This window comes from Wukongibacter baidiensis, assembly GCF_050888315.1.
GTDB classification, from domain to species: domain Bacteria; phylum Bacillota; class Clostridia; order Peptostreptococcales; family Caminicellaceae; genus Wukongibacter; species Wukongibacter baidiensis.
In genome coordinates, this window is sequence record NZ_CP138202.1 from 562,455 (window position 1) to 588,322 (window position 25,868).

The window sequence follows — 25,868 nt, forward strand, 5'->3', positions numbered from 1 at the left end:
CCCTTTCAAACTTTTCATAGATAATTTGGGTTAAAATATATTATATGGTTTTAAATCAAAAATTAAGTGTACATTACTATCTAAGTACTTACTCTTATTAACATTACATATATTATTAATTATACCCTTTATAATCTCATGGTCAATACTTTGATATTTTAATAGTATCTGCCACCTGTAAAAGCTCTTTATCTTATTATGTATTGCCGGGTTTGGGCCAAGAAGCTGTATATTTTCTAATTCTTTATTGTTTACAGTCTCTGACTCGAGCTTTTGAAATAGCCTATTGGCAGACTTAATTACTGCTCTCTCATCCTTTCCAAGAACTATTATATTAATAATATTATGAAAAGGAGGATAACAAAATTCCCTTCGTAGCTCTATTTCCTTGTCGTAAAATTCTTTAAAATCTTGTTTCTGTGAAGATATAATTGCATAGTTGTCTGGACTATATGTCTGTATGACTACATTCCCCTTAAAGTCGTGTCTTCCGGCTCTTCCAGCTACCTGAGTAAGCAGCTGAAAGGTTCTTTCATTGGCTCTATAGTCGGGAAGGTTTAACGTTATATCTGCAGATAATATCCCCACAAGGGTAACATAGGGAAAGTCTAACCCTTTAGCCACCATCTGTGTCCCTATTAGAATATCTATCTCCCTATTTCCAAAGGCCTTAATGATTCCTTCTAGATGTCCTTTCTTAGATGTAGTATCTATATCGAGTCGTCTTGTCTTAAAAGACGGAAACAACTTATTTACATATTGTTCGACCTTTTCAGTTCCTGATCCAAAGAATTTTATGTATTTACTACCGCATTCGGGGCAGGTCTTAGGTACAACACTGTTATATCCACAATAATGACACTTTGCAATATTTTTTTTATGATGATATGTCATTGATATATCACAATTCATACATTTTACAACGTATCCACAGCTTCTACAGGAAACAAAGGTTGAATATCCTCTTCTATTTAAAAATAGAATTACTTGTTTTTTATTAAGTAAACTCTCCTTCATACTCTCATAAAGCCTACGACTAAACATGCTCTTATTGCCTTCTTCAAGCTCAATTCTCATGTCAACAATATCTACACTTGGAAGTGGATTATTGTTAAATCTATTATTGAGTTCTAAAAGCTCATATACGCCGTTTTTAGCATTGTAATAGCTTTCGATCGATGGAGTGGCCGATCCTAAAAGTAAAACAGCCTTGTTCTGTCTACATAAATATTTTGCCACATCAATTGTATAATATTTGGGATTCATTTCAGATTTATAGGACGATTCGTGTTCCTCATCTATTATAATAAGTCCTAAATTGCCACAGGGTGCAAATATAGCTGATCTAGCTCCCACAACAATCGATATTTCATTATCTTTTATTTTTTTCCACTGATCATATCTCTCACCTTGGGACAACTTACTATGCAAAACGGCAACATTATTTCCAAATCGCTTAATAAATTTCCCAACTATCTGTGGAGTGAGAGAGATTTCTGGTACTAGGATAATCACTTGCTCGCCTCTATTAACAACCTCACTTACAAGATGCATATATACTTCAGTTTTTCCACTGCCTGTAACACCGTGTAAAAGAAAGGTCTCATGCTCATTTTTCTTTATAGTTTCCAGTATATTGTTATAGACTGACAATTGCTCATCGTTAAGCATATTGGGTTTATCTCTTTGAATCTCATCTGGGTTTATCGGTGATCTATAGGTTTTTTCATCAACTATCTTAATTAAACTCTTCTTCTCCAGACCATTAATTACAGCCCTTGAAGTTTTGGCTCTTTGAATAAGATCAGTCACTTGCACTTTTTCTACCTTAGAGAGAATCTTCAAGACTTCAATTTGCTTATATGCCTTTTTTGACATTTCAGAAACAATTGAATCAAGCTCTTTAGGATCAAAGTTGATCATTGCAACCTTCTTAGTCTTAGTATTTATTTCACTATAAAATTTCGGTATTAAACATTGAATGGCCTCACTATAAGTACATAAATATGTTTCTTTAAGCCACTTGCACAAGTCTATTTGATTTTCAGACAAATTTGTATCATTGTTAATTACTTTCTTAATTTCTTTCATTCCTCTAATCTTTTTTACTGCTTCGTCTGAGTTTGGCTCAAATACAAATCCCTCTAAAAGCTTATTTCCTTTTCCAAATGGAACAAGGACCTTTTCGCCTATTCTTATCTTACCTCTCAAATCGGTTGGAATTCTATATGTAAATAGCCTGTCCGTTGCTTTTGTTCCCGTGTTTACAACTATATTACAGTATTCCATATAATTCATTCAAATGCCTCCAAGATACAAAGGAGTAGGTTTCCCCTACTCCTTTAAATTTATCAAATCATATATCTTGTCTAAGATAATATCTGATATCTCTTCCTTTTTCATTTTATCATATTTTTCCGTATTTCCAAAGCTGTCAATGATACTTACTATATTGGTATCACCTTTAAAGCCAGCACCTGATTCGGAAATATTATTAGCAACAATAAGGTCTAAATTCTTTCTCTCCACTTTGCTTTTAGCATTTTCCAGCAAATCCTTTGTTTCCGCTGCAAAACCTACTAAAACCTTGTTATCCTTCTTTCTTCCAAGCTCTAATAATATATCTGGATTTCTTGAAAGTTCTATTGCTAAGTCAGAATCGGTTTTCTTGATTTTGTTGTTTGATACTTCTTTAGGCTTATAATCAGCAACGGCTGCAGCCTTTATTATTATATCAGCTTCATCAAAATGATCTAAAACCGCCTCATACATCTGGGAAGCAGTCAGAATATCTACAACCTTTATGCCCTTTGGCTTTTCTAGATTTGTAGGACCAGAAATTAGTACAACATCTGCGCCCCTATCCCTTGAAGCCCTTGCAAGAGAATACCCCATTTTTCCAGAAGAATGATTTGTTATGTATCTTACCGGATCAATTGGCTCTTGAGTAGGTCCCGCTGTAATTAAAACCCTTTTATCTTTTAGGGGTTTATTTGATAAACTCTTAAAAACGCTTATTATTCCTTCTACTATATCTTCAGGAGCAGCCAGTTTCCCTACACCATAATCTCCACAGGCTAATCTTCCAGAAGCTGGATCAATAAACTTATAATCTAGATCCTTAAGAGTTTGAATATTTCTTTGTACAACTTTATTAGTATACATATTTGTATTCATAGCCGGAGCAATGAGCACGGGTGCCTTTGTTGCCATTACAGTAGTTGATAGCATATCATCAGCTATTCCATTTGCAATTTTCCCTATTATATTGGCTGTGGCAGGAGCAATCAAAAAAAGGTCTGCCTTTTGAGCCAAGGATATGTGCTCAACATCCCAAGTTTTAGGCTCTGCAAACATATCAGTAACCACATAGTTTTGGGACAAGGATTGAAAGCTCAGAGGGCTAACAAACTCCGCAGCGGCCTTTGTCATTATTACATTTATATTTGCTCCAAGTTTCTTAAGCTTGCTTATAACATCTAAAGACTTGTAAACGGCAATACCGCCTGTAATACCTATAACTATATTCTTATTACTTAACATATTGCACCTCTAAAATAATAGATTTTTATAGATACCTACACTTAGCCTGGATTATCTATGAAAAATCCAGGCTTAGAATTTGAAATGTCAGTAAATCCTTTAACATCTCTCTATATAGGGTATCTATAAATCTTATCTCAAATTATTCTTCAGTTTCAGTCTCTATTTTTTCGTAACCAATTTTGTCTTCAAAAAGCTCGTTAGTCGCTATTGTAACAGGCTTGTTAGAGTCTATATCTATAAGTTTTTCATTTCCATCTATTATTTGTCTAGCCCTTTTAGCAGCGGCAATAACTAAGGTATATCTACTATCAACCTTTTCTAGTAAATCGTTAATTGGTGGTTTAAGCATTATATTTCCTCCTTATACACTTTTATTAATTCACAAATATTTTCTTTTACTTTACATCTTTCTGCCTCAATAATTGAAACAAGACTATTTACTGCCTTTGTTAGGTCATCATTTATTATATAATAATCATACTCACTAATAAAGTCAATTTCTTCATTGGCACATTTAAGTCTTTTTTCAATATTATCTTCTGAGTCTCTTCCTCTTGTAACTATCCTGTTTCTAAGCTCTTTCATGCTAGGTGGCAGCAAGAAAACAAAAACACCTTCAGGATATTTTTCCTTTACTTGCATTGCTCCCTGAGGATCGATTTCTAATATAATATCATACCCTCTATCAAGCTGCTCTAAAACATATTTTTTTGGTGTCCCATATAAATTATTATAAACCTCGGCATATTCTAAAAGTTCATCCGATTCTATCATGTTTTCAAACTCATCTCTATCGATAAAGTAGTAACTTACACCCTCGGTCTCGCCCTTTCTTCTTTCCCTTGTAGTTGCAGAAATTGATAATCCTATTTCAGGCTTAACCTTTAGTAATTCTTTACAAACAGTTCCCTTACCTACACCTGACGGGCCACATACAACAAACAACGCTCCCTTTCTCTTCATACTGATTCTCCTTTAGCTATTATTCTCACTTGTCTTTTCGTTTATTTCCTTCGAGTTGAATCTATTAGCCATCGTCTCAGGTTGTACGGCAGATAATATTAAGTGGTCACTGTCGCATATAATAACTGCCCTTGTCCTTCTCCCGTATGTAGCATCAACAAGTTTGTCTTGTTCCCTAGCTTCATTAATCATTCTTTTGATGGGTGCTGATTCCGGCTTAACAATTGCTATAATCCTACTAGCAGAAATCATATTACCAAAACCGATATTAACTAACTTCAAATCCATTATTTTCCCCCTGTTACTCTATATTTTGTACCTGTTCTCTTATTTTTTCAAGTTCACTTTTTATTTCTATAACCATACTAGATATATTAATATCAGAGGATTTAGAGCCGATTGTGTTGATTTCCCTATTCATTTCTTGAATAAGAAAATCCAGTTTTCTTCCTACAGCACCTGATTCATTAGTAATACTATTTAGTTGGTCTATATGGCTGAACAATCTAACGATTTCTTCAGCTATATTGCTTTTATCAGCATACATTGATACTTCTAATGCAATTCTTTCTTCATCAATTTCTATTGTATCTTCAGTTAATTCTCTTATTCTATCGAATAGCTTAGCTCTATATTCCTTCACAATTATTGGCGTTAGTTTTTCAATTTCTTTAACAATACTATGTATTTTCTCACTTCTGCTTTTTATGTCCTCAGCCAATTTCAAACCTTCAGCCTTTCTCATACTTACTAAAGATGTAACGGCCTGCTCAAGGGCCATTCTTAATACTTCCCAAATAACATCTTCTTCATCTTCTTTATTTTCAATAGTAAAGGTATCTGGAAAACGAGTTAACTGAGCAAGTGATATTTCTTCCTTTAAATTAAGCTTTTCTTTTATCTCTACTAAGGAATTATAATATTGCTGAACGATGTTTAAGTTAGGTTTTATAATTACATCTTCATCCTTAGACTCATCTAAGGTTACATAAACCTCTATTCTACCTCTTTTAACAGAATCCTTAATTATCTTTCTTATTTTTTCTTCAAATGCAGAATATTTTTTAGGCATTCTTACTATTATATCATTATATCTATGGTTTACTGATTTGATCTCAACTAGAAAACTTCTCGACTCATCATTAGCTTCTCCTCTACCATAACCGGTCATACTGTATATCATAAATTCACTCCTCCCGTTAAGTACTTACTATCAACAAAATATTATATCATTAAAACTCCAAAATTATAAGGACTCATTTAAAGAAATCTTAATAATCAAGATTAAAATAAAACTTTACAGCTATTTTTTATTAAAATAGTATTTTCCATCACAGATTAGCTTAGCGGTGCCTTCCATAAACACTCTATTATTATTGTCTATGGTTATATTTAGCTTACCCCCAGGAACATTAACCAATACTTTTTTCCCTACATAATTTAATAGATTCGCAACAAATACCGAAGCGCATACTCCTGTCCCACAGGCTAGGGTTTTTCCTGCTCCCCTTTCCCATGTATCAACCTTCATAAATTCGCTATCAATAATCTGTACAAAATTGACATTGGTTTTTCTTGGATAAATATTTTTTTTCTCTATAACAGGTCCATACTTATATACTATATCTTCTGTTAGATCCTCAGTAAATATTATTGTATGTGGAACCCCCATCAAGATACTTGATACTTTTAAACTAGTTTCGTCAACTGTTATTTCTTCATTTATAAAGCTTTGCTTTTCAGTATTAACTGGTACATCTGTAGCCTCTATACTTGGTATTCCCATATCAACTAAAATTTTTTCAGCTTTTCCATCCTCAGCTACAGTTAGATTTATTATTTTTTCACCGGCTAGTGTTTCCACAGTAAATACCTCTTTGTTAACAATACCCTTTTCATAGGTGAACCTCGAAAAACATCTTATTCCATTTCCGCACATTTCTCCTAGAGATCCATCTGAATTGTAATAATGCATCCTAACATCACTTGTTTTTGATTCATCAACAATCATCAGTCCATCGGCTCCAATACCAAAATGCCTATCGCAAACCTCTTTAGCTAAGGCCGAATAATCAATGCCGTCAACTTCTCCTGCTGTAACAATCACAAAATCATTACCAGCTCCGTGCATTTTGCTAAAATTTATCATATTAACACCTCTACCTCCTTGTAATAACGAATCAATACGTATAATACATATTATATATCTTAATGGCATTATGTTAAACCCAAATTATCAGTATAGCCTTTAAAATTTTATATTTTAGTGTTATACTTTACAAGTCCAAGATTATTTTATATTAACGGAGGGATAATATGCCGTTTGATGGCTTAGTTATAAATTCTTTAGCATTTGAACTTAAAAATGCTCTATTAAATAAAAAAATTGAAAAGATATATCAACCTGAAGAAGATGAAATACTAATTAAATTTAGAAATGTTGAAAACAACAATAAATTATTAATATCAGTTAACAGCAGCTTTCCGCATTTGTGCCTTACAAACTCACAAAAGAGTAATCCTTTAAAGCCCCCCATGTTCTGTATGCTTCTTAGAAAGCATTTACATGGAGGCAAAGTTGTAGATGTTTATCAGGTTGATTTTGAAAGAATAATTGTACTATCGATTGAAAGCTATGATGAACTAGGAAATATCAGTATTAAAGATTTGGTAGTTGAAGTCATGGGTAAGCACAGCAATATAATTTTAATGGAAAAAGATAATCTAAATATTATTGATAGCATTAAAAGAATTCCTACAAGTATCAGTAGACAAAGACAAATTTTGCCCGGACTTGAATATAGGTATCCACCATCACAGGATAAGCTAAATGTCTTTGATATTGATTATACTACTTTTATAGATCAACTTGAAAAAGCTTCAGAAAACGCTCAGATTTATAAAGCTTTATATAAACTATTTCAAGGTATAAGTCCAATAATCGCTAAGAATATTTGCTTCAATGCAAAAGTAGATACTGATATTCTAATCTCAGAGATTTCAAAGGAAGATTTAAAAAGAATTTGGGATAGTTTTGTATCTCTGTCGGATAAGCTTCATAACAATGAGTATTCTCCAAATGTGATTTTTGATTCAATTGAAAATAAAGCAGTTGATTTTTCTTCACTTAGTTTAGGTATCTATGACAACCAGCATTACACACAAACCTTTCTTCCATCCATAAGTAATGTTATAAACAGGTTCTACTTTGAAAGGGATAAATACAATCGAATCAAGCAAAAATCTACGGATATAATGAAGGTCTTAAATACTCGACTAGGGAGACTATATAATAAACTTCAAAAACAAAATGAAGAATTAATTACTGCCGAGGGAGCTGACAAATACAAACTCTATGGAGAACTAATACTGTCTAATATGTATCAAATAACAGCTGGAATGAAGGAAGTCACGGTTCAGAATTTTTATGAGCCTGAAGCCCCTGATTTAGTCATCCTCCTTGATTCAAGATTGACTCCATCAGAGAATAGTCAAAGGTATTATAAGAAGTATAATAAATATAAAACGGCTCAAGAGAAAATAAGTGAACAGATAAGAGATACGGAAAGTGAGATTGAGTATTTAGAAAACGTACTTACAACCATAGAGAATACCGATGATATAAATAACATCGATGAAATAAAACAAGAACTTGTTGAGCAAAAATATATTAGAAAAAGAAAGACTAGTAAAAATAAAAGCAAGAAAATCGACTTCAAGCCTCATAAATATGTTAGTAAGGATGGTTTTATGATCTTTGCAGGTAAGAATAATAAGCAAAATGATCATCTAACCTTAAAATTTGCTTCTAAAAAGGATATTTGGCTTCACACGAAGGACATCCCCGGATCCCATGTAATAATTAAAACCGATGGAAAAGATGTGCCAGATGAAACCATTATGGCAGGTGCAATTATTTCTGCTTATCACAGTAAAGGTAGACAATCTAGCAATGTTCCTATAGATTACACCCATGTGAAGTTTGTAAAAAAGCCGTCGGGTGCAAAGCCTGGAATGGTTATCTACGAGAATTTTAAAACAATTTATGTTACACCTCATGAAGAAGAAATCAAAAAATTAGAGGTGGGTGTCTCAGAATGACGAATTTCTGCGTTATTTAAAATTTAAGCGACTTGGCACGTACACCAGTACTAGCCAAGCCGCTTAAATTTTAAAACCTTGAACTTCATTCATTCTGAAACACCCTGGGGACTATACTCTTAAGATGCCTTTTATAAGATAGTTCCTTTTATCTTTCATATATGACCACTTCATTATCTTTATCAACTTCATCCAAATGAACACTTATTACTTCTTTTCTTGAAGTAGGAGCGTTCTTCCCTACATAATCTGGTCTAATAGGCAGCTCTCTATGTCCTCTATCAACTAAAACAGCCAACTGAATAGTCTTAGGTCGTCCAATATCTATTAAGGCATCCATGGCCGCTCTAACGGTTCTTCCTGTGAAAATAACATCATCAATTAGTACAACATTTTTATCATCTATTCCAATTGAAATCTCGCTTTTCTTAATAACAGGATTATCGTCTACCTTTGACAAATCATCTCTATACAGAGTAATATCTAGGGAACCAACTTCTACATCAACTTCTTCAATCTCTTTAATCTTTGAAGCTATTCTTTTAGCCAATGGAACTCCCCTCGTATGTATTCCAACCAATACCACCTGCGATACCCCTTTATTTTTCTCAATAATTTCGTGGGATAATCTCGTTATAGATCTGTTTATTGCTTTCTCATCCATTATTCTTGCTTTGAACTTCATTTTTTCCCCTCCATATATTTAACCCATATTGTTCATAGAAAACCTCAAACCTGATATACACTTTTTCAAATTTTCTATGAACAATCTGGTTATAATAATTATCTTAACTTATCGAGTAACGACTTAAAATAGTCAGGCAATTCGCTGCTAAATTCCATGTATTTCTGAGTTGATGGATGTACAAAACCTATTGTCTTTGCATGAAGCGCTTGTCCATTTAACTTAAATTTCTCCTTTTTAAAGCCATAAAGTGGGTCACCCACTAGCGGATGTCCTAAATATGCCATATGTACTCTTATTTGATGTGTACGACCTGTTTCTAGCTTAAGTTCAACCAGATTAAAACCTGAAAACCTCTCAAGAACTTTAAAATGAGTAATAGCTCTTTTAGAATTATTCTCTACTACAGCCCTCTTAAATCTATTTACTGGATGTCTTCCAATTGGTAGATCAATCGTACCACTGTCGGTTTCAAGGTTTCCATGAACTAAGGCATTATAAATTCTATTTGTACTATGTTCCTTTAACTGCGCAGCTAAGGAATTGTGTGCCATATTGTTTTTAGCAATCATCAAAAGGCCTGATGTGTCCTTATCAATCCTATGAACAATACCAGGTCTTATTATTCCATTTATTGAAGACAGTTTTTCTGAGTAATATAACAATGCATTGACTAAAGTTCCCGTATAATGGCCTGGAGCTGGATGAACAACCATGCCCTGAGGTTTATATACAACCATTAGATCTTCATCCTCATAAACAATTTCAATAGGAATATTTTCAGGTTCTAATTTTAACTTTTCAGGCTCAGGAATAATTATTTCAATTTCATCATTCATGCTTACCTTCAATTTTTTTGAAAGAATTACTTTGTCATTAATTTTCACATTTCCCTTTTCAATCAGTTTCTGAACATAAGATCTGGAAAGATCATTCAGTTCTCTAGACAAATATAAATCCAGCCTAATTGATTCCTGGTTACTATCAACAGTTAATTTAATTTCGTTCAAAATATCTACTCCTTTAAATCCGAATTATTCGTGAAAAATTCGGGTTAAAACTTGTACATGTATTATAACATAAAAAGATGAGGGTGTACTACAATGACGAATTTAAAAATTCAACGATCTGACACGTACCTTAGTACTGGCCAAATCGTTGAACTTTTAAACCCTTGATCTTCACTCATTCTAAAACACCCAAGGCTGAAATTATAAGACAGCCTCCTTATGTTTTACTCTTTTCTCTCAGATTCCACCTGACTTTCATAATATTCATTACTGATATCATCAACATCTTCAACTTTTCCTGAAATGTTTTTATCATACATATTGTTATCATACCAATCTAAGGCCATTTTCTGCTTGTCTGTTTTATTATATCTGGCTACAGCTTGCCAAGAATCTTCACCATCGAAGCAGTTAAATTTTGAGTCATCATTAAATGTTCTTCCAAAAGGAGAATCTAAAACTTCTTCTTCTACTGGTCTGGTATGGATTCTTTCCTCTAAACTCATATGCTCATTTTCTTTACTGCAATGTGAACATTGCAGCGTATATGGTATCACTTCTAATCTTTCCTTATTTATAGATTTTCCACAGCTTTCACATACTCCATAGGTACCATCTTCGATTTTTCCTAGTGCATCATTTATTTCTACTAAATGTCTCTTCTCGCTCTCTTCCAAATTAAATCTCATTTCCATTTCAAAGGTTTCACTGCCAATATCTGCAGGATGATTATCATAAGTGGAAAGTTCGCTATAATAGTCCTTAAGTGGGCTATGTACACCATTTTCTTCTTCACTTTCAATTCCATTCATAACTTCTTGCTTTTCTTCAAGCAACCTATCTCTAAAATGCTCTAAATCTTTTCTATCCACTTTAAGCCTCCTATCTACAAAGGTGCTAACACTAAAATTTGAGAAAATATTTAAAGTTGGTTACCTATAGTTCTCAATTATATCTAGCAACTCTGCTATATACTTACCTATTAGAGGAAGATTAACTAGCTGCTGAACAAAGTATATGATAACAGCAGCCAATATAGTAAATCCTATAGCCATTCCAAATCCACGTGCTAACCCTCCAACCAAGTTAATAAATATTAACCGCTTTGGGTTATTAATGATTTCGGTATACTCTTGAATTTTTGTCTTTTCCAATGCAACAGAAAAATCCTCTAGCTTATTCTCTAGTGTTCTCATTTTTTTGTCAGGCACTTTGTAACACTTCCTATTTTTTAAGAAAATAATCTGGGTTCAGTACTATTTTGCCCTTTTTTAGTTGAAATATAATCTTAAACCAATTAAAAAAACTATAGCAAATACGCTATAGTTTTGAGGCTGTTAACAAACCCGAATTTCTTCGTTGTTGCTTCAATCAAGAACTCTTACGTATTTCTTTATACGCTGCGATCTCTTGCTTTCAGCACGCCTCGAACTTCGAGCTTCTTAACAGCCTAACATCTTGTTAACTTTGTTAACAATCTGAAAACTATAGCAAATACGCTATAGTTTTATCTATGAAAAATATGTTATTAATTGAAATCTATGTAATATATTTTTACTATAATTGCTTTAAAATATCCATTAATATATCACTAGAATTTTTAGCTGCTTCAAGTACAAATTCATTAAAGTTCTCATGGGCCGTTCCATCAGCTTTATCAGATATAGCTCTTATTATCACAAATGGAATATTATTCAAGTAGCTTGTATGACCTATTGAAGCACCTTCCATTTCCGTACAATAGCCTTCAAAGTTATCCCAAAGATGATTCTTCTTATCTGGGCAAGCCACAAATACATCACCCGATAGTATCCTTCCAATCATGGTGTTATGCTTTACAGTCTCGCTTTTACTAGCATTAAAAGCTAGATCTACAAGTCTCTTATCAGCTTCAAATATGTATGTATCCATTCTAGGTATTTCCCCTAGCTTATATCCAAAACCAGTAGCATCAAAGTCATGCTCAATAACATCTGAAGAGATCACAATGTCTCCTACATTTAAATCTCCATGAACTGCTCCTGCAACCCCTGTATTTATGATGTGAGTTACATCAAAGTTACTAGCAAGAATTTGAGTGCAGATCGCAGCGTTTACCTTTCCTATACCGCAACGAACAAGTATTACATCAACATTTTCTATAGTTCCCCTATAAAAATTCATTCCTGCTTTACTAACTGTCTCTTCGATTTCCATATTTCCCTTTAGTATTTCTATTTCTTCGTCCATAGCTCCAATTATGCCTAATCTAGTCATAGATATCCTCCTTTAAATTTCAACTGTACTTTCGTACATACTATACATATCTTCCAGTAAACACTTTAACTTATACACATCAAAGCTCCCCAAAATCATTGGATATTTTGCTATGTATAAGTTGAGTTTCACCAGATACTCTCTATATTTGACTTTCCATAAAAGAGTTTGATACTATATCTAGCTGAGATTCCAGTAGTGTTTTGAATCTTGTCTTAAAAATTTGAAAATCCTTTTTTGCTTCTTCATACTCTTTCCTAACACTTAAAACTTCATTGTTAGCACCCTCTATAATTCTCCTAGCCTTATCTTCAGCTTCCTGAATAATTAGCTCTGCTTTCTTATTTGCGTTTATGGCAACTTCTTCTGCTGTACTTTGAGCAACCACTAAGGTATCTTTAAGCGTTCTCTCTAAACTATTGTATTTTTCAAGCTGTTCCTCTAACATTCTAATCTTCTCTTTATATTCCATATTTTCATTGTAAATTTTTTCATAACTATCAATAACCTTATCTAAAAAGTCATCAACTTCGATTTCCTTGTAACCTCTAAGAGCCTTTGTAAATTCCTTATTTTGTATATCCAATGGTGTAATCATTTTATACCCCCAATCCTGTAAAATTTATGTAGTAAAACATAAGTTGTACATATTCAAATGCTCTAACAATCAATGATTTTAGAGCTTTGTATGTGTACAAAGTAATAGTTTTTCTTCGATCTCTATATAAATTTTTTTATTGATATCCTTAGTCTATCTTTTTTGGTTTTACCTAAAACCTTATCCAGAATTATTCTTCCTTTACCTCTGTAGGAAATTACGTCGCCTTCCTTGATATTGTATGATGGTGAGCAAATTGGAACATGATTTACCTTTACTTTTTCTTTCCTTATGTCGACAGTGGCTTTACTTCTTGATTCACTAAAGCCTGAAGATGAGATAGCATCAAGTCTTAAAGATTTGACCGTATCAGTAATTATCTTAAATTCATTATCTTTAGGAATAATATTTTCCAAATGGTCTAAATAGGCAGTTATATTATACTTTCCGATTTGAGTTAAATTAAGCTCAATGAATCTAGCAACCTCTTCAAGCGCTAAAATTTGTATCATATCTTCACTAATTATAATATCGCCTATTTTTTCCCTTTTTAATCCTAAACCTAAAACAGATCCTAAAACTTCTCTGTGACTAATTTTTTTCCCCTTAGGTAAATCTTCTATCTTTATAACTTTAATTGGTATGTTTTCATCATCTTTATCAAGGTAGTCGGGATATATTATTACTACTTTTCTTTCAGCATCCTCAAAACCACCTGTAGTATCAAACTGAACGTATTCATAATCCCTCTTCAATATTTCAGTGCATATAGTTGCTATATAGGGATCAAGAAAGTCAGTATACTTAAATATATTTCTTTCAACAGCTATTTCAAGCTTATCTAGTACCTTCAGTAGTTCTATTTCGTACTTATCACTAAGTGAATACCTTCTTGCAATACCTTTTCTGTCCAAAAAACCACACTCTCTATAATATACTCAATATTACTCTTTGCAAAATATCTAAGGCTACTATTGCTAAAAGCGGGGAAAAATCAATCATCCCTCCAACTCCTAATTTTTCTTGAAGTTGTCTAAATGGATATAAAATTGGTTCAGTTATCTGATGCAATATATTATAGATTGGGTTTGAGTACCCACGGCTAAACCATGAAAATAGTGCCCTTGCAATGATAAGAAAGTTAACTACTCCTACAAATCTAATTATAGTTTGCTTTAAAATCCACATTTTACCACCTTCCAAATTGTTTTATCATTTTTGCCATGGAAAAATCCCTTGATTACTAAACTCTTCTGACAAATTCCCTGATACATCTATGTTGTTTGGAGCTAATATGAAAATACCCTTTGAAACTTTTTTTATTTGACCATCTAAAGCATAAATTGCGCCATTAAGAAAATCGAATATCTTTTTTGCCAACTCTTGATCTAATTTTTCCAAATTAATAATAACAGGCTTTCTACTTTTTAGGTTATCAACAATATGTGGTGTTTCTTCAAATTCAGTAGGCTCGTATATCACTACATTCATTTGCTTATTAGTATGTATATTAACTATTTTATTCTTCATCGGTTGAGCTACAACACTGTTATTAATTGCATTACGTACTGGTGGCTCTTCATTGTTAACTTCATGTATCTCTTCTTCCTCGTATTCATCTAACCCCATAAAGAATTTAACTTTATCCATAAACTTTCCTGACATAATATACCTCCTTATATTTCCTTTTGTAAGTCTCTATTGATAGAGAACTATTTATGTATTTATTCTTTTATTTACTATAATCTCTTTCTCCAAATATGCCAGTACCAACTCTAACCATATTTGCCCCCTCTTCAATGGCTACCATATAATCATTTGTCATTCCCATAGAGAGATAGTTCATATAGACATTCTTAAAAGTAGAGTTCTTCAACCTATCAAAAATATCCTTCATTTTTCTAAAATGCTCTCTAACATCTTCTGGATCAATAACGTAAGGAACTATAGCCATTAAGCCTTGTACTCTTACATTTTCTAATATAGAGATTTCCTTTATAAAACCATCTAGTTCGTCCTCAGCTAGTCCAAATTTTGTATCTTCATCAGCTATATTGACCTGAACAAGAACGTCCATCACTCTACTAACTTTTTTTGCTCTCTTATCAATCTCTTTAGCAAGTTTTATACTATCCACAGAATGTATCATATCTACTTTGTCAATAATATACTTAACTTTATTTGTTTGAAGGTGACCTATTAAGTGCCAATTAGGTTCACATTCTATTTTATCATATTTTTCCATTATCTCTTGAACTTTATTTTCCCCAATGTTTTTAATACTAGTTCTTAAGGCCGTATTTATTCTCTCAGCATCAATAGTTTTGGTTACAGCAATAAGGTTAACTTCTTCTGGACTTCTGTTGACTTTTTCACAGGCCTTTTTTATATTGTCTTTAACAAAATTAATATTATCTTCTATTATACTCATTATGTGCCTCCTTTTATAGTATATATACTAGTATAGGTTAAATACTCAACTTTTCTTAGTAGATTATATCCCCTTCTTTATATTTTTTTCCATAACGTAAAACTTCATCATATAGTTTTACCGTCCTAACACTTTTTATGGAGTCACCTTCTTTAACATCAAAGGTATTATTCTGTACTATCGCATAGTCATCGTCATAGCCAAGCACTTTTATTCGTTTAAATACTGCCTTTCTATTTACATCTAGTAAAAATACACCTAACTGTTCATCCTTTTCAATGATTGAATCCCTATGTATCTTTAATCCCTCATATTGCTCTTTTATTATATTAAGATTAGCTTTCCTTATCTTATTAAAATTGTTTACATATTGATTAGTTTTAACTATTATAAAACTATTAGAATCATCATTAATTTTATCGATAACCTTTCCTTTTATTCTTGTATCAGAGATATCTATAGATATTTTCTTTCCTATCTTAAAGGTATTAGCATCTTTAGAGTCTGTAACAATTAGAATATACCAGCTTGTATTATCTGTTAACTTAAATATACGCTGATCATAAATTACCTTATCATATTTTAGTTTATTCGAAACCGGCTCCATTGTTTTTATGAACTCATATTTTATATTCCCTAAATTATTAGGTGTCAGGATTTCTTCAAACCCATCAATATAGTAACTGACAATCCCTGATTCTGAACTATTTATCTCAATGATAGAATTCTTTATTTTACTTTCAAGTATATCTTTTTCTCCTTGCAGCTTTTCCAAGTTTGATCCTGAAAAGCTTTTGTCTCCACTAACTCTTCTTTTCTTATCCACCTTATTTTCTAAGCTTTTTTCCAATTGTCTAATTTTCTCAAAATCTTCATTTATTCTAGCACTTCTCAGCTCTTCTACAATTCTACTTATCTCAGTGTTTAGTTTATCTATATCCACTTTAAATAAATTACCTTTACTAGACTGTATCTCATCAATTCTGTCATTTAATTCAACTAAATTCTGTCTGTCCTCATCACTTACGTCAGAGGTATAAATTTCAGAAATCTTATAGTTCTTCTCAACCTTTTCTCCCTCTTCAGCATAATACTTAATTATACCTTCATTAGGTGATTTGATTACTCTCTCATTTCTGATGATTACACACTGATAATTCCTTTCAGTACTTAGTTCTCCAAATTCAACTATTTGGGTATCCGGCTGCCTTATGAATACACCATATATAAGCTTGTACGCAAAAAAAATCACAATTACTGAGAAAAATAAAACTCTATATAATTTTTGTCTTCTTTTCATTTTATCACCTATAGATAAATGATTTCTTAGTTATGAACTCCACTATATATTTATTCTTCAAATATGTTGTTTTTCCTCTAGTTATTTATAAAAATTGTATAGTAATTTAGTCCTGTTATCACCAAAGTGTTAATAGAAGCATAAAAGCATAGAATCTTTTCCCTTTGATCAGATTTCTCTTCGAGAAGTAGCTTCAAAAAAAACTAAAGACTACTTAACGTAGTCTAAAACAATTTTCCATACCTGCTTAATATTCGTAATCTTTTTATTTTGCTCACATTTAATTCCACTATCTTATCCTCTAGAGTAAGTATGCAAAGAGTATTATCTTCTCTTTTAGCTCCTAAAACAGTTCCTTTTATAGATCTGCTGTTTTTAAGATAGATTTTTATTTGATCCCCAATTGAAAGATTAATATTGCCCAACTTAAATATTTTCAAGTCCAACTCATCTAATAGAGTTTGAGTTATCTTTTTGCTTTTAAAAGATACCCTATTATTAAATAAGTCATACTTTTCCTTAAGTAGGGATAACAAGTATCCGAATATAGAAACAATCAACAAAACTATAGAGAATTTTAACAAATAATCAATGTAAATCATATAATCACCTATTTTGAATAAAGGAATCAACAGCTCCCTCATGTTTAAAGAAACTCAGACCTTTCATTTTTAGTCAAAATTTTTCTATTGAAATCATCTCAATAAAAGAAAAAGCTATGAAACAAGTCATAGTCCAAGACATTTAAATGGTCTGGGTGAGAGGATTTGAACCTCCGACCACCAGAACCCCATTCTGGTGCGCTACCAAGCTGCGCTACACCCAGAAAACCCCTTACATTAATATTATACACAATTTTCAATATTTATCAAGCGAGCTCGTTATACATAAGTTAATATAGAGGGATTACTAATCCCTCTCAGATTGTTAACAAAGTTAACAAGATGATAGGCTGTTAAGAAGCTCGAAGTTCGAGGCGTGCTGAAACCAAGAGACCGCAGCGTATATAGACATACGTAAGGGTTCTTGGCCCATCAACAACGAAGAAATTCGAGTTTATTAACAACCTCAGAGGGATTGCTAATCCCTCTATATTAAAACATTAAATGATAATGCAAATTAAGTTTCTACTTTCCTCGTCAATAATTTTCTGAAGTGTCTTCTGCAGCTTCATTTTAACATTGTCAGGCATCATGAATAGCTTAGTTTGAAGTTGTTCTTTTACTAGATCTTCGAGAGATTTACCATACATATTTGTTTCCCATATTTGCTTAGGATCAGCCTCAAATTCCTTCATTAAATAACCTAGAAGGTCTTCACTCTGCTTTTCTGTTCCTACCAGTGGTGAAACCTCTGTAGTAATATCTGCCCTTATTAGATGTAATGATGGCGCATTAGCCTTGATTTTCACACCAAATCTACCACCTTGCTTGAACATTTCAGGCTCATCTAGTTCTAGTTCATCAAGAACCGGTGGCACAACACCATAGCCAAAGGTCTTAGCACTCTTAAGGGCTTCTTCAACCCGGTCATACTCCCTCTTAGCCTTTGAGAAAGATTTCATTAGGCTAAGAAGCTGATGGTCACCCTCTATTTTATACCCAGTCAATTCTTCTAAAATATCGTAGAACAATCCTTCCTGAGTATGCATTTTTACATCTGCTTTACCTTGACCAAGGTCAATATTACTTATTTCTGCTCCAGTTAATACTTCTACTTCATCAAACTTGCCTGTTAGATTATCTATATCCTTAATCTTCTTCGTATCATCAATAGCATCCTTTATTGTAAGTAATATTTGATTTTTAAGCCAGTGGTTAGGATCTAAACCTTCAATCCATTTCGGTAAATTGATTCCTATCTCTTTAACAGGGAACTCAAAGAGAATTTTTTGAAGTACTGTATTGATATCCTCAATTTCCATCCTAGCACAGTTTAGAGGAATTACAGGAACTCCATATTTTTCTTCTAACTCTTCTCTGAGCTTTACAGATTCTTTAGCCTCTGGGTTAATAGAATTAAGCAGCATTACAAATGGCTTTTTGAGTTCCTTCAATTCTCTTACTACTCTTTCTTCAGCATCTATGTAACTATCCCTTGTGATATCAGTAATACTGCCATCTGTAGTAATCATTAATCCAATCGTTGAATGATCGGTTATAACCTTTTTAGTGCCTATTTCCGCTGCTTCCTCAAATGGTATTTCACTTTCAAACCATGGTGTCATTACCATTCTCGGTTCACCATTCTCCTGGTGTCCTAGCGCGCCCCTAACTAAATATCCTACACAGTCTATCATTCTTACTTTGAACTTAGCATTTTCCTTTAATGCAATTTCTATAGCTTCATTTGGTACAAATTTGGGTTCCGTTGTCATTATGGTTTTTCCTGTTCCACTTTGAGGTAGTTCATCCTTAGTTCTTTCTTTCCTATAAATGTTTTCTATGTTTGGTATTACTAATAAGTCCATAAATCTTTTGATAAATGTTGATTTTCCAGTTCTTACAGGTCCAACTACGCCGATGTAGATATCTCCATCCGTTCTCTCTGATATATCATTATATATATCGAAACCTTCCATCATATCCCTCCTAACATATAGTTTGTATACATTTTTATACAACTATTATTAACATTATAAATATATGTCTTTCTCTGCAAAATATGACTTTCATGTACAAAAAAAAGATACCTATTATTAAACAAGTATCTTTTTTGCTTCAGTAATAAATTAAATTTTTATATACCTTTACCATTTATCTACGTAATCTTCCATAACCTCTTCTATTTCATGGGTTTTACTTCTAAGCATTAAATTAGTAACTGCTTCCTTTGCCGAACGTCCTTCATATAGTATTTTATAAATTTCATTAGTTATTGGCATTTCTATATTATATTCCTTTGCTAATCCATGGGCGGCTTTGGTTGTATAAACACCCTCTACAACCATTCCAATAGAAGTAACAGCTTCTTCTAGCGATTTACCCTGACCAAGGGCTATACCGCATCTTCTGTTTCTACTATGCTTACTAGTACAGGTTACTATCAAATCTCCGATCCCTGTAAGTCCTGCGAATGTACTTATGCTTGCTCCCATAGCCTCTCCCAAACGGGCTATTTCCCTAATTCCTCTAGTCATTAGTGCAGCATTAGCATTATCTCCGTATCCAAGACCATCACTAATACCAGCTCCTAGAGCAATTACATTCTTTATTGCTCCACCTAGTTCAACACCTACAACATCGGGATTTGTGTACACCCTTAAACTAGGAGTTATAAATACATCCTGAACAAACTCAGCTGCAAATCTACTTTTCGAAGCAGACACAATTGTCGTAGGAATTCCCTTACAAACTTCTTCAGCATGGGATGGCCCTGAAAGAGCTACATAATGGTTGTCAGGGTAAAAACTAGCTACTATTTGCGAAACTCTTAATAGTGTACTATTTTCTATCCCCTTAGCAACATTTACAAATATTTGCTCCTTTTCAACATGTCCTTGTATCTTCTCTAAGGTTTCCCTAACCCCCTGAGATGAAACTGCAAGAACAATAATGGAACATCCACTTATACACTCAGTTATACTTGTGTACATATTTATATTTTCACTAAGATCCACCCCTGGAAGGTATTTTGAGTTCTTCCTAGTACATCTTAAGTTTTCTATGTGTTCTTCATTTCTTCCCCACAGATTAACTCTGTGACCTTTATTACCTAATACAATTGATAAAGCTGTGCCCCAGCTACCTGATCCTAGAACGGCTATTTTCTCTTTCATATCTCAACCTACTTTCTAAAACAAAATTATGGATTCTTTTTCGCTCTGCATTCTATTACTATTGGTGTTCCTTCGAAATTATAATTTTGTCTAATCTGATTTTCTATGTATCGTATGTATGAGAAGTGTGCTAGCTCCACATCATTTACAAACAAAACAAATCTTGGAGGCTTTACAGCTACTTGAGTACCATAGTAAATTTTCAGTCTCTTGCCCTTATCTGATGGAGGTTGATTAAGAAGTATAGCTTCACTTATTAAGTCATTTAGAGCACCAGTAGATATTCTAAGTGAGTGTTGATTAGCTACATATTTAATATACTCTAGTACTTTATTAACTCTTTGCTTAGTCTCTGCTGAAACAAAAAGTATCGGTGCATATTTCATAAATGCAAATTGCTTTCGTATTTCCTTTTCAAATTCGTTATATGTATGATTATCCTTTTCGATTAAATCCCATTTGTTCACTACAATAATAGAAGCTCTTCCAGCTTCATGAGCATATCCTGCAATTCTCTTATCCTGCTCAGTTACTCCTTCCTTTGCATCTATCATTATTAAACAAACATCACTTCGTTCTATTGCGGTAAGCGACCTTATAACACTGTATTTTTCTATATTCTCATAAACCTTACTTTTTCTTCTAATACCTGCCGTATCAATAAAGACATATTTATCTTCATTAAATTCAAAAGGTGTGTCAATTGCATCCCTGGTAGTTCCTGCAATATCACTTACTATAACCCTGTCTTCACCCAAAATAGTATTTATTATTGAAGATTTTCCTACATTAGGCTTTCCGATTACTGCTACCTTTATCACGTCTTCATCATAGTCAGTTTCAGCATCATCAGGGAACTTTTCTACTATTATGTCTAGCAAATCTCCAAAATTCAGAGCGTTTATTGATGAAATTGCAATTGGTTCCCCTACACCTAATGTATAAAAATCATAAAATGAATCTGGAAGTTTGTTAGTGTCTACTTTATTTACCACTAAAACAATTGGTTTCTTTGACCTACGAATCAGGTTTGCAATTTCTTCGTCGGCAGATGTTATACCGTCTCTACCATCAACCATGAATACTATTACATGGGCTGTATCTATTGCAATTTGAGCTTGTGTTCTCATCTGTGAAAGAATTATATCCTTAGAATCGGGTTCTATTCCTCCAGTGTCTATAAGAGTAAAATTGTTGTCAAGCCATTCAACATCTGCATATATTCTGTCCCTTGTAACCCCTGGTTTATCCTCAACAATAGATATCCTCTTTCCTGCCATCTTATTAAAAAACGTTGATTTCCCTACATTTGGTCTACCAACAACTGCTACTATAGGTTTTCCCATATTTATTCCTCCACTATATCTTTTAATATACTTTCAATCATCGATTTGCCTTCAACTTCACAAACTATAACATCTTTTTTTAGCGCCTTCTCTACATCTTCCACAGTAAAGTCATCTAAAAATATTGGCTCATCTGATTTTAACATGCTTTTAGGAATTAAAATTTTATCTCCCAATTCCTTGTCCTTAAGCTGGTCTATAATATCTTGACCCGTTATCAAACCTGAAACGGTAATGGTCTCACCGAAATAGTTATTTATTACAGCAAAAGTATTGATCTTAAGTTTCGATACTCTTTTTGTCAGTCTTGCAGCTAAATCCTTTATAAAGTTTTGGGCCGAAACCCCTGTAATAATACTTATACTTTTATTTACCTCTGTATTTTCTGGTATGTTTTTTAAATATTCATTAAACTCATACTCTAGTTTTCTAATTAAGCCCACTCCATTTTCGATCTGTGGAAATCCTTCATAATCATCATATTCAGGCAAAGGCCTTTCCGCCATAATATAAAATTCATCGGATAGAAACACAAAGTTCGTTCCAATTCTTTCTTTAAGTACACCTTGCCAATTATGTACTTGCTCAATTACTTTAGAAGCCTTTTCTTTATCAAATATTTCCATAGAGTATAGATTATCTCTAAACTTTGTTACACCTACAGGTACTATTGCTAAGCTATGTAAATTGGGATATACACTATTCAAATCCTCTATTGTCTTGTCAAGTTCTTTACCATCATTCACATTAGGACAGAGTACTATTTGTCCATTAATCAGTATTCTGTTTTCTGTTAGCTTCTTAATTCTTTCCAGTACATTACCAGCACTTTTATTACCTAGCATTTCTACTCTTAAACTAGGATTGGTAGTATGAATTGAAACATTAATAGGACTAATATTGTATTCAATAATTCTATCTATATCTTCATCAGTCAAATTAGTTAAAGTTACAAAGTTACCTTGCAAGAAAGACAATCTAGAGTCGTCATCCTTAAAATATAGGGTCTTCCTCATTTTTTTTGGCAATTGGTCAATAAAGCAAAAAATACACTTGTTTTTGCAATACTTAGCCTTATCTAGAATAGGATTATCAAATTCTATGCCTAAATCCTCATCATAGTCCTTGTCAATTTCCAATACCCAAATCTCACCATCTTTTTTTTCTATCTCAACTTCTAAATAATCATCAGAAATTAGAAATAAGTAGTCCAATATATCCGTTATCTCTTTTCCATTGATGCTTAAAATCACATCGCCTATCTCAATTTCAAGCTCTTCAGCTATACTGTCTGTCTCAATTTTAGATATAACGTTCTTATAGTTTTTTTCATTCATTAAAACACCTGCTTTAATATGAATATTGTTTGTCTTGTTTAATTATAATAGAAGTTTAAGAATAGTCAAGTATTATGCAGTTATCAGTTACAAGCTCCAAGTAATCTAGAAAGAAATTCACATCTTGTGCTAGAAAAATAAAACTTGGAACTTGTACCTTTTGATCTCTCAATGCCTTACCACCGCATAAACTCCATTTCTTAAATCATGAACCATTCCCATAGTTATTTTAGCAATAAGTAGGGCTGTCTCTTCCTGCTTTTCTTCACTATCAACGTAGAAAATTGGTGCAGATGCCGATGATACATCTCTATTCAATGAAACCAAAGCGATTATATTCTCTTTTATCCCTATATCCATAATAGACTCCTCTCTTTACTTTATTTTTCTTTCAAATTTTTCCCTCTAGGCTTTCTTCTACAAGTTTCTAATACAGGGGTTTTCCTGACAACATCGACCAAAAGATCCACATTGGGCTCCATAGGAATAAGAGCCATCACTAAATTACCATTATGGGGATTTCTCCTAGCTAGTGGTGTAAAATCAGGTTCATCAATATCTTTTCTTATCCCAAGTTGAGTAGCTGCTTGATGTTGTATTGCTTGTCGCTGTCCAATATTGGATAGGGTAGCACTTGCACTTGGATCTCTTGGAATAATCTCTACTGCTATTCCCCTTTCTTCATAGATTTTTCTAGATCCCTTTAATCCTATATTCATAATTATTACATCGTTAATTGTCAAAAGCGGCCCATCAAAGCTTATCTTTGCAGGTTTTATCTCTGCTATTTCTCCAATCAATTGTCTTGTTAGGAGTTTTCTTAGAGTCAGCATAGCAGCTATTCCGACTATTACTCCTGTTATAACCTGTAATTCTTGTTTTGCTTTTAACACCCTAGATAAATTCATTGCTAGGCTAGTAAGTAAGGAGGTCAACATTACCATGTAATTTCGTGCTTCAAATGCCTTTGCTATATCCTCTATGTAAGCAGTACCTCTGGGAACCAATTCTGTTGGTTCTATATTATCCAGGCTTTGTCTCTCTAGGTTACGAACATCCCTAAATTGTTGAGCTGCTAGCGATAGAAAGGTAACTGCTCCAAATTCTTTTGTGGCCAATGCTGGCACTGCCACTGCTCCAAGGGATGAAGCTATAAGCCCAAGGGTAATGTGTGATAAAAACCCTTGAGGATAGCTTGGGTACTGTCTATGGTCAATTCTCATCATATATGTACGTGATAGTATACCAACTGCAATTGAAACAATAATTGATACTATATAGTTTTCCATAGAATTCCTCCTTGATGTTGTTTTATCCCGGATTATTCATGAAAAGTTTGAAAGGATGCAAGTAATTTTGAATTCTAAGACTTTCATCAAGTTCGAAGGCATACCCAAACGGTACGTCGAGAATTTGATGGAGGTCTTATAATCAAAATGACGCAGCAGAGTTTTGGATTTTTCATAAATAATCTGGGTTTATGTAAGCATTAACTCTTTTTTATTATTTCACATTTAGATTATTTAATGAGTATTTAAAGCACAAAAAAAAGAACGTCTGTATACGCTCTTTTTAGATCAACTGCAATATCGCTGCCATTCTACCAGTTTTGCCATCTTCGGCTCTATAAGAAAAGAAGAGATCATTATTACATTTAGTACATATATTACTTACGGTTATGTTTTCATCTGGTATTCCTGCCTCTATTAAAGATATCTTATTTGCTGTCCACAGGTCCAGCAAATACTTTTCATCTCCTTTATCTTTAATAAACTCATTAACATTATCGTAATTCTCCTTAAATTTACTAACTACATAGTCATCTACTTCATAGCAGCAATTGCCTATAGAAGGTCCTATCCCAACAATACAGTCCTTTGGATCAGAGTTAAAATCGGAAGACATCTTTTCAATTACCTTTTTCCCAATTTTCTTTACTGTCCCTCTCCAGCCTCCATGGGCTAAAGCTATGATTTTTCTTTTTTTATCTAAAATGAATATAGGAACACAATCGGCATAAAGAGTAACTAAAGCTACATTCTTATTATTTGTTATTAATCCATCAATTTCACTCAATTTATTGTCAGTTATTACTCCATTACCTCTATGTTCCTGACTGACTATCATTATGTTATCCTTGTGAACTTGATCTGAAAGAACTAAATTTCCAATATCTATATCTAAAGTATTACAAATAATTTCATAGTTTATATATATATCTTTTTTATTATCTTCTGTTTTCGTACCTAAGTTAAGGCTTAAATATGGAGCTTTACTAATCCCACCAAGCCTCGTGGTAAAACAATGCTTTACCAGCCCAGATTCTTCAAAAGATGGTATCTTAAAAAATACCACTTCACCTTTTTCATTTTTAGCAAATTTCCAATTACTCATACTTATCACCTATGAAACTTGCATAATTAACATATTTAATATCAAAATGCAACATATAGATACTCTGCGTGGCTCTCTCAACTCCATTTTGCATTTTAAAATCACTTACATGTATTATGCAAT

Annotated in this window: 27 protein-coding genes and 1 tRNA gene; 1 reads left to right on the forward strand and 27 read right to left on the reverse strand. The window is 32.9% G+C overall.

From position 1 onward, the window contains the following. Positions 1-30: 30 nt before the first annotated feature. From priA to dapF, 7 genes are all read right to left on the reverse strand, one after another. Positions 31-2,298 carry a primosomal protein N' gene (gene priA / locus R9X47_RS02775; protein ID WP_432665173.1) on the reverse strand — a complete coding sequence of 756 codons (2,268 nt, stop codon included), beginning with the start codon at positions 2,296-2,298 and terminating at the stop codon, positions 31-33. A gap of 36 nt (positions 2,299-2,334) precedes the next feature. Beyond that, on the reverse strand, positions 2,335-3,543 hold the full coding sequence (gene coaBC, locus R9X47_RS02780) for a bifunctional phosphopantothenoylcysteine decarboxylase/phosphopantothenate--cysteine ligase CoaBC (protein ID WP_432665174.1): 1,209 nt from the start codon (positions 3,541-3,543) through the stop codon (positions 2,335-2,337). A gap of 142 nt (positions 3,544-3,685) precedes the next feature. After that, positions 3,686-3,895 (reverse strand): DNA-directed RNA polymerase subunit omega, encoded by a 210-nt coding sequence (rpoZ, locus tag R9X47_RS02785; RefSeq protein ID WP_432665175.1) that lies wholly within the window; start codon positions 3,893-3,895, stop codon positions 3,686-3,688. Next, positions 3,895-4,509, reverse strand: coding sequence for a guanylate kinase (gmk, locus tag R9X47_RS02790; protein WP_432665176.1), 615 nt, complete (start codon positions 4,507-4,509; stop codon positions 3,895-3,897). Before gmk ends, rpoZ begins: the two co-directional genes overlap by 1 nt. Positions 4,510-4,521: 12 nt before the next feature. After that, entirely contained in the window at positions 4,522-4,797 is a 276-nt protein-coding gene (remA, locus tag R9X47_RS02795; protein WP_432665177.1) for an extracellular matrix/biofilm regulator RemA, read from the reverse strand. A 13-nt stretch (positions 4,798-4,810) separates the two neighbouring features. After that, complete coding sequence (locus R9X47_RS02800; RefSeq protein WP_432665178.1) at positions 4,811-5,692, reverse strand: YicC/YloC family endoribonuclease; 882 nt, start codon at positions 5,690-5,692, stop codon at positions 4,811-4,813. 120 nt (positions 5,693-5,812) lie between these two features. Then, positions 5,813-6,658 carry a diaminopimelate epimerase gene (gene dapF / locus R9X47_RS02805; RefSeq protein WP_432665179.1) on the reverse strand — a complete coding sequence of 282 codons (846 nt, stop codon included), beginning with the start codon at positions 6,656-6,658 and terminating at the stop codon, positions 5,813-5,815. A 167-nt stretch (positions 6,659-6,825) separates the two neighbouring features. Between dapF and R9X47_RS02810 the strand changes: the two genes are divergently transcribed. Continuing rightward, positions 6,826-8,610: an Rqc2 family fibronectin-binding protein gene (locus R9X47_RS02810; RefSeq protein ID WP_432665180.1), complete on the forward strand. Its 1,785-nt coding sequence runs from the start codon at positions 6,826-6,828 to the stop codon at positions 8,608-8,610. 148 nt (positions 8,611-8,758) lie between these two features. Here the strand turns inward: R9X47_RS02810 and pyrR are convergent, their stop codons facing one another. From pyrR to pgeF, 20 genes are all read right to left on the reverse strand, one after another. Next, a complete protein-coding gene (gene pyrR / locus R9X47_RS02815; protein ID WP_432665181.1) occupies positions 8,759-9,295 on the reverse strand; it encodes a bifunctional pyr operon transcriptional regulator/uracil phosphoribosyltransferase PyrR in 537 nt (178 codons plus the stop codon). Positions 9,296-9,393: 98 nt separating this feature from the next. Next, complete coding sequence (locus R9X47_RS02820; protein ID WP_432665182.1) at positions 9,394-10,305, reverse strand: RluA family pseudouridine synthase; 912 nt, start codon at positions 10,303-10,305, stop codon at positions 9,394-9,396. Between the two features lie 224 nt (positions 10,306-10,529). Further along, positions 10,530-11,177, reverse strand: coding sequence for a TraR/DksA C4-type zinc finger protein (locus tag R9X47_RS02825; RefSeq protein WP_432665183.1), 648 nt, complete (start codon positions 11,175-11,177; stop codon positions 10,530-10,532). 60 nt (positions 11,178-11,237) lie between these two features. Beyond that, on the reverse strand, positions 11,238-11,516 hold the full coding sequence (locus R9X47_RS02830; protein ID WP_432665184.1) for a DUF5665 domain-containing protein: 279 nt from the start codon (positions 11,514-11,516) through the stop codon (positions 11,238-11,240). Between the two features lie 346 nt (positions 11,517-11,862). Continuing rightward, positions 11,863-12,561: a 5'-methylthioadenosine/adenosylhomocysteine nucleosidase gene (locus R9X47_RS02835; protein ID WP_432665185.1), complete on the reverse strand. Its 699-nt coding sequence runs from the start codon at positions 12,559-12,561 to the stop codon at positions 11,863-11,865. Between the two features lie 142 nt (positions 12,562-12,703). Beyond that, positions 12,704-13,159, reverse strand: coding sequence for a DivIVA domain-containing protein (locus R9X47_RS02840; RefSeq protein WP_432665186.1), 456 nt, complete (start codon positions 13,157-13,159; stop codon positions 12,704-12,706). Positions 13,160-13,281: 122 nt separating this feature from the next. After that, the gene (locus R9X47_RS02845) at positions 13,282-14,073 is read right to left on the reverse strand and encodes an RNA-binding protein (RefSeq protein ID WP_432665187.1); all 792 of its coding nucleotides are present in this window, start codon (positions 14,071-14,073) and stop codon (positions 13,282-13,284) included. A 13-nt stretch (positions 14,074-14,086) separates the two neighbouring features. Further along, positions 14,087-14,347, reverse strand: a complete 261-nt coding sequence (locus R9X47_RS02850) for a YggT family protein (protein ID WP_432665188.1) — start codon at positions 14,345-14,347, stop codon at positions 14,087-14,089. 24 nt (positions 14,348-14,371) lie between these two features. After that, entirely contained in the window at positions 14,372-14,824 is a 453-nt protein-coding gene (locus R9X47_RS02855) for a cell division protein SepF (protein WP_432665189.1), read from the reverse strand. Positions 14,825-14,891: 67 nt separating this feature from the next. Continuing rightward, positions 14,892-15,590 (reverse strand): YggS family pyridoxal phosphate-dependent enzyme, encoded by a 699-nt coding sequence (locus R9X47_RS02860; RefSeq protein ID WP_432665190.1) that lies wholly within the window; start codon positions 15,588-15,590, stop codon positions 14,892-14,894. 55 nt (positions 15,591-15,645) lie between these two features. After that, positions 15,646-16,890: an HlyD family efflux transporter periplasmic adaptor subunit gene (locus R9X47_RS02865; protein ID WP_432665191.1), complete on the reverse strand. Its 1,245-nt coding sequence runs from the start codon at positions 16,888-16,890 to the stop codon at positions 15,646-15,648. A 224-nt stretch (positions 16,891-17,114) separates the two neighbouring features. After that, complete coding sequence (locus R9X47_RS02870) at positions 17,115-17,492, reverse strand: hypothetical protein (protein ID WP_432665192.1); 378 nt, start codon at positions 17,490-17,492, stop codon at positions 17,115-17,117. Positions 17,493-17,639: 147 nt separating this feature from the next. After that, a tRNA-Pro gene (locus R9X47_RS02875) sits at positions 17,640-17,716 on the reverse strand. Positions 17,717-17,992: 276 nt separating this feature from the next. After that, entirely contained in the window at positions 17,993-19,471 is a 1,479-nt protein-coding gene (spoIVA, locus tag R9X47_RS02880; RefSeq protein WP_432665193.1) for a stage IV sporulation protein A, read from the reverse strand. Positions 19,472-19,639: 168 nt separating this feature from the next. Then, the gene (locus R9X47_RS02885; protein ID WP_432665194.1) at positions 19,640-20,668 is read right to left on the reverse strand and encodes an NAD(P)H-dependent glycerol-3-phosphate dehydrogenase; all 1,029 of its coding nucleotides are present in this window, start codon (positions 20,666-20,668) and stop codon (positions 19,640-19,642) included. A 26-nt stretch (positions 20,669-20,694) separates the two neighbouring features. Further along, positions 20,695-22,014 carry a ribosome biogenesis GTPase Der gene (gene der / locus R9X47_RS02890; RefSeq protein ID WP_432665195.1) on the reverse strand — a complete coding sequence of 440 codons (1,320 nt, stop codon included), beginning with the start codon at positions 22,012-22,014 and terminating at the stop codon, positions 20,695-20,697. Positions 22,015-22,016: 2 nt separating this feature from the next. Next, positions 22,017-23,351 carry a DUF512 domain-containing protein gene (locus R9X47_RS02895; RefSeq protein ID WP_432665196.1) on the reverse strand — a complete coding sequence of 445 codons (1,335 nt, stop codon included), beginning with the start codon at positions 23,349-23,351 and terminating at the stop codon, positions 22,017-22,019. 168 nt (positions 23,352-23,519) lie between these two features. After that, positions 23,520-23,711: a capping complex subunit for YIEGIA gene (locus tag R9X47_RS02900; RefSeq protein WP_432665197.1), complete on the reverse strand. Its 192-nt coding sequence runs from the start codon at positions 23,709-23,711 to the stop codon at positions 23,520-23,522. A 20-nt stretch (positions 23,712-23,731) separates the two neighbouring features. Next, positions 23,732-24,640, reverse strand: a complete 909-nt coding sequence (locus R9X47_RS02905) for a YIEGIA family protein (RefSeq protein ID WP_432665198.1) — start codon at positions 24,638-24,640, stop codon at positions 23,732-23,734. 283 nt (positions 24,641-24,923) lie between these two features. Next, positions 24,924-25,745 (reverse strand): peptidoglycan editing factor PgeF, encoded by an 822-nt coding sequence (gene pgeF, locus R9X47_RS02910; protein ID WP_432665199.1) that lies wholly within the window; start codon positions 25,743-25,745, stop codon positions 24,924-24,926. Positions 25,746-25,868 lie beyond the last annotated feature (123 nt).

What these genes read in the sequence shown, in the direction of transcription:
- priA (WP_432665173.1), bottom strand. Translation starts at nt 2,298, where the DNA reads ATGAATTATATGGAATACTGTAATATAGTTGTAAACACGGGAACAAAA.
- coaBC (WP_432665174.1), bottom strand. Translation starts at nt 3,543, where the DNA reads ATGTTAAGTAATAAGAATATAGTTATAGGTATTACAGGCGGTATTGCC.
- rpoZ (WP_432665175.1), bottom strand. Translation starts at nt 3,895, where the DNA reads ATGCTTAAACCACCAATTAACGATTTACTAGAAAAGGTTGATAGTAGA.
- gmk (WP_432665176.1), bottom strand. Translation starts at nt 4,509, where the DNA reads ATGAAGAGAAAGGGAGCGTTGTTTGTTGTATGTGGCCCGTCAGGTGTA.
- remA (WP_432665177.1), bottom strand. Translation starts at nt 4,797, where the DNA reads ATGGATTTGAAGTTAGTTAATATCGGTTTTGGTAATATGATTTCTGCT.
- R9X47_RS02800 (WP_432665178.1), bottom strand. Translation starts at nt 5,692, where the DNA reads ATGATATACAGTATGACCGGTTATGGTAGAGGAGAAGCTAATGATGAG.
- dapF (WP_432665179.1), bottom strand. Translation starts at nt 6,658, where the DNA reads ATGATAAATTTTAGCAAAATGCACGGAGCTGGTAATGATTTTGTGATT.
- R9X47_RS02810 (WP_432665180.1), top strand. Translation starts at nt 6,826, where the DNA reads ATGCCGTTTGATGGCTTAGTTATAAATTCTTTAGCATTTGAACTTAAA.
- pyrR (WP_432665181.1), bottom strand. Translation starts at nt 9,295, where the DNA reads ATGAAGTTCAAAGCAAGAATAATGGATGAGAAAGCAATAAACAGATCT.
- R9X47_RS02835 (WP_432665185.1), bottom strand. Translation starts at nt 12,561, where the DNA reads ATGACTAGATTAGGCATAATTGGAGCTATGGACGAAGAAATAGAAATA.
- R9X47_RS02840 (WP_432665186.1), bottom strand. Translation starts at nt 13,159, where the DNA reads ATGATTACACCATTGGATATACAAAATAAGGAATTTACAAAGGCTCTT.
- R9X47_RS02850 (WP_432665188.1), bottom strand. Translation starts at nt 14,347, where the DNA reads ATGTGGATTTTAAAGCAAACTATAATTAGATTTGTAGGAGTAGTTAAC.
- R9X47_RS02855 (WP_432665189.1), bottom strand. Translation starts at nt 14,824, where the DNA reads ATGTCAGGAAAGTTTATGGATAAAGTTAAATTCTTTATGGGGTTAGAT.
- R9X47_RS02860 (WP_432665190.1), bottom strand. Translation starts at nt 15,590, where the DNA reads ATGAGTATAATAGAAGATAATATTAATTTTGTTAAAGACAATATAAAA.
- R9X47_RS02865 (WP_432665191.1), bottom strand. Translation starts at nt 16,890, where the DNA reads ATGAAAAGAAGACAAAAATTATATAGAGTTTTATTTTTCTCAGTAATT.
- R9X47_RS02870 (WP_432665192.1), bottom strand. Translation starts at nt 17,492, where the DNA reads ATGATTTACATTGATTATTTGTTAAAATTCTCTATAGTTTTGTTGATT.
- spoIVA (WP_432665193.1), bottom strand. Translation starts at nt 19,471, where the DNA reads ATGGAAGGTTTCGATATATATAATGATATATCAGAGAGAACGGATGGA.
- R9X47_RS02885 (WP_432665194.1), bottom strand. Translation starts at nt 20,668, where the DNA reads ATGAAAGAGAAAATAGCCGTTCTAGGATCAGGTAGCTGGGGCACAGCT.
- der (WP_432665195.1), bottom strand. Translation starts at nt 22,014, where the DNA reads ATGGGAAAACCTATAGTAGCAGTTGTTGGTAGACCAAATGTAGGGAAA.
- R9X47_RS02895 (WP_432665196.1), bottom strand. Translation starts at nt 23,351, where the DNA reads ATGAATGAAAAAAACTATAAGAACGTTATATCTAAAATTGAGACAGAC.
- R9X47_RS02900 (WP_432665197.1), bottom strand. Translation starts at nt 23,711, where the DNA reads ATGGATATAGGGATAAAAGAGAATATAATCGCTTTGGTTTCATTGAAT.
- R9X47_RS02905 (WP_432665198.1), bottom strand. Translation starts at nt 24,640, where the DNA reads ATGGAAAACTATATAGTATCAATTATTGTTTCAATTGCAGTTGGTATA.
- pgeF (WP_432665199.1), bottom strand. Translation starts at nt 25,745, where the DNA reads ATGAGTAATTGGAAATTTGCTAAAAATGAAAAAGGTGAAGTGGTATTT.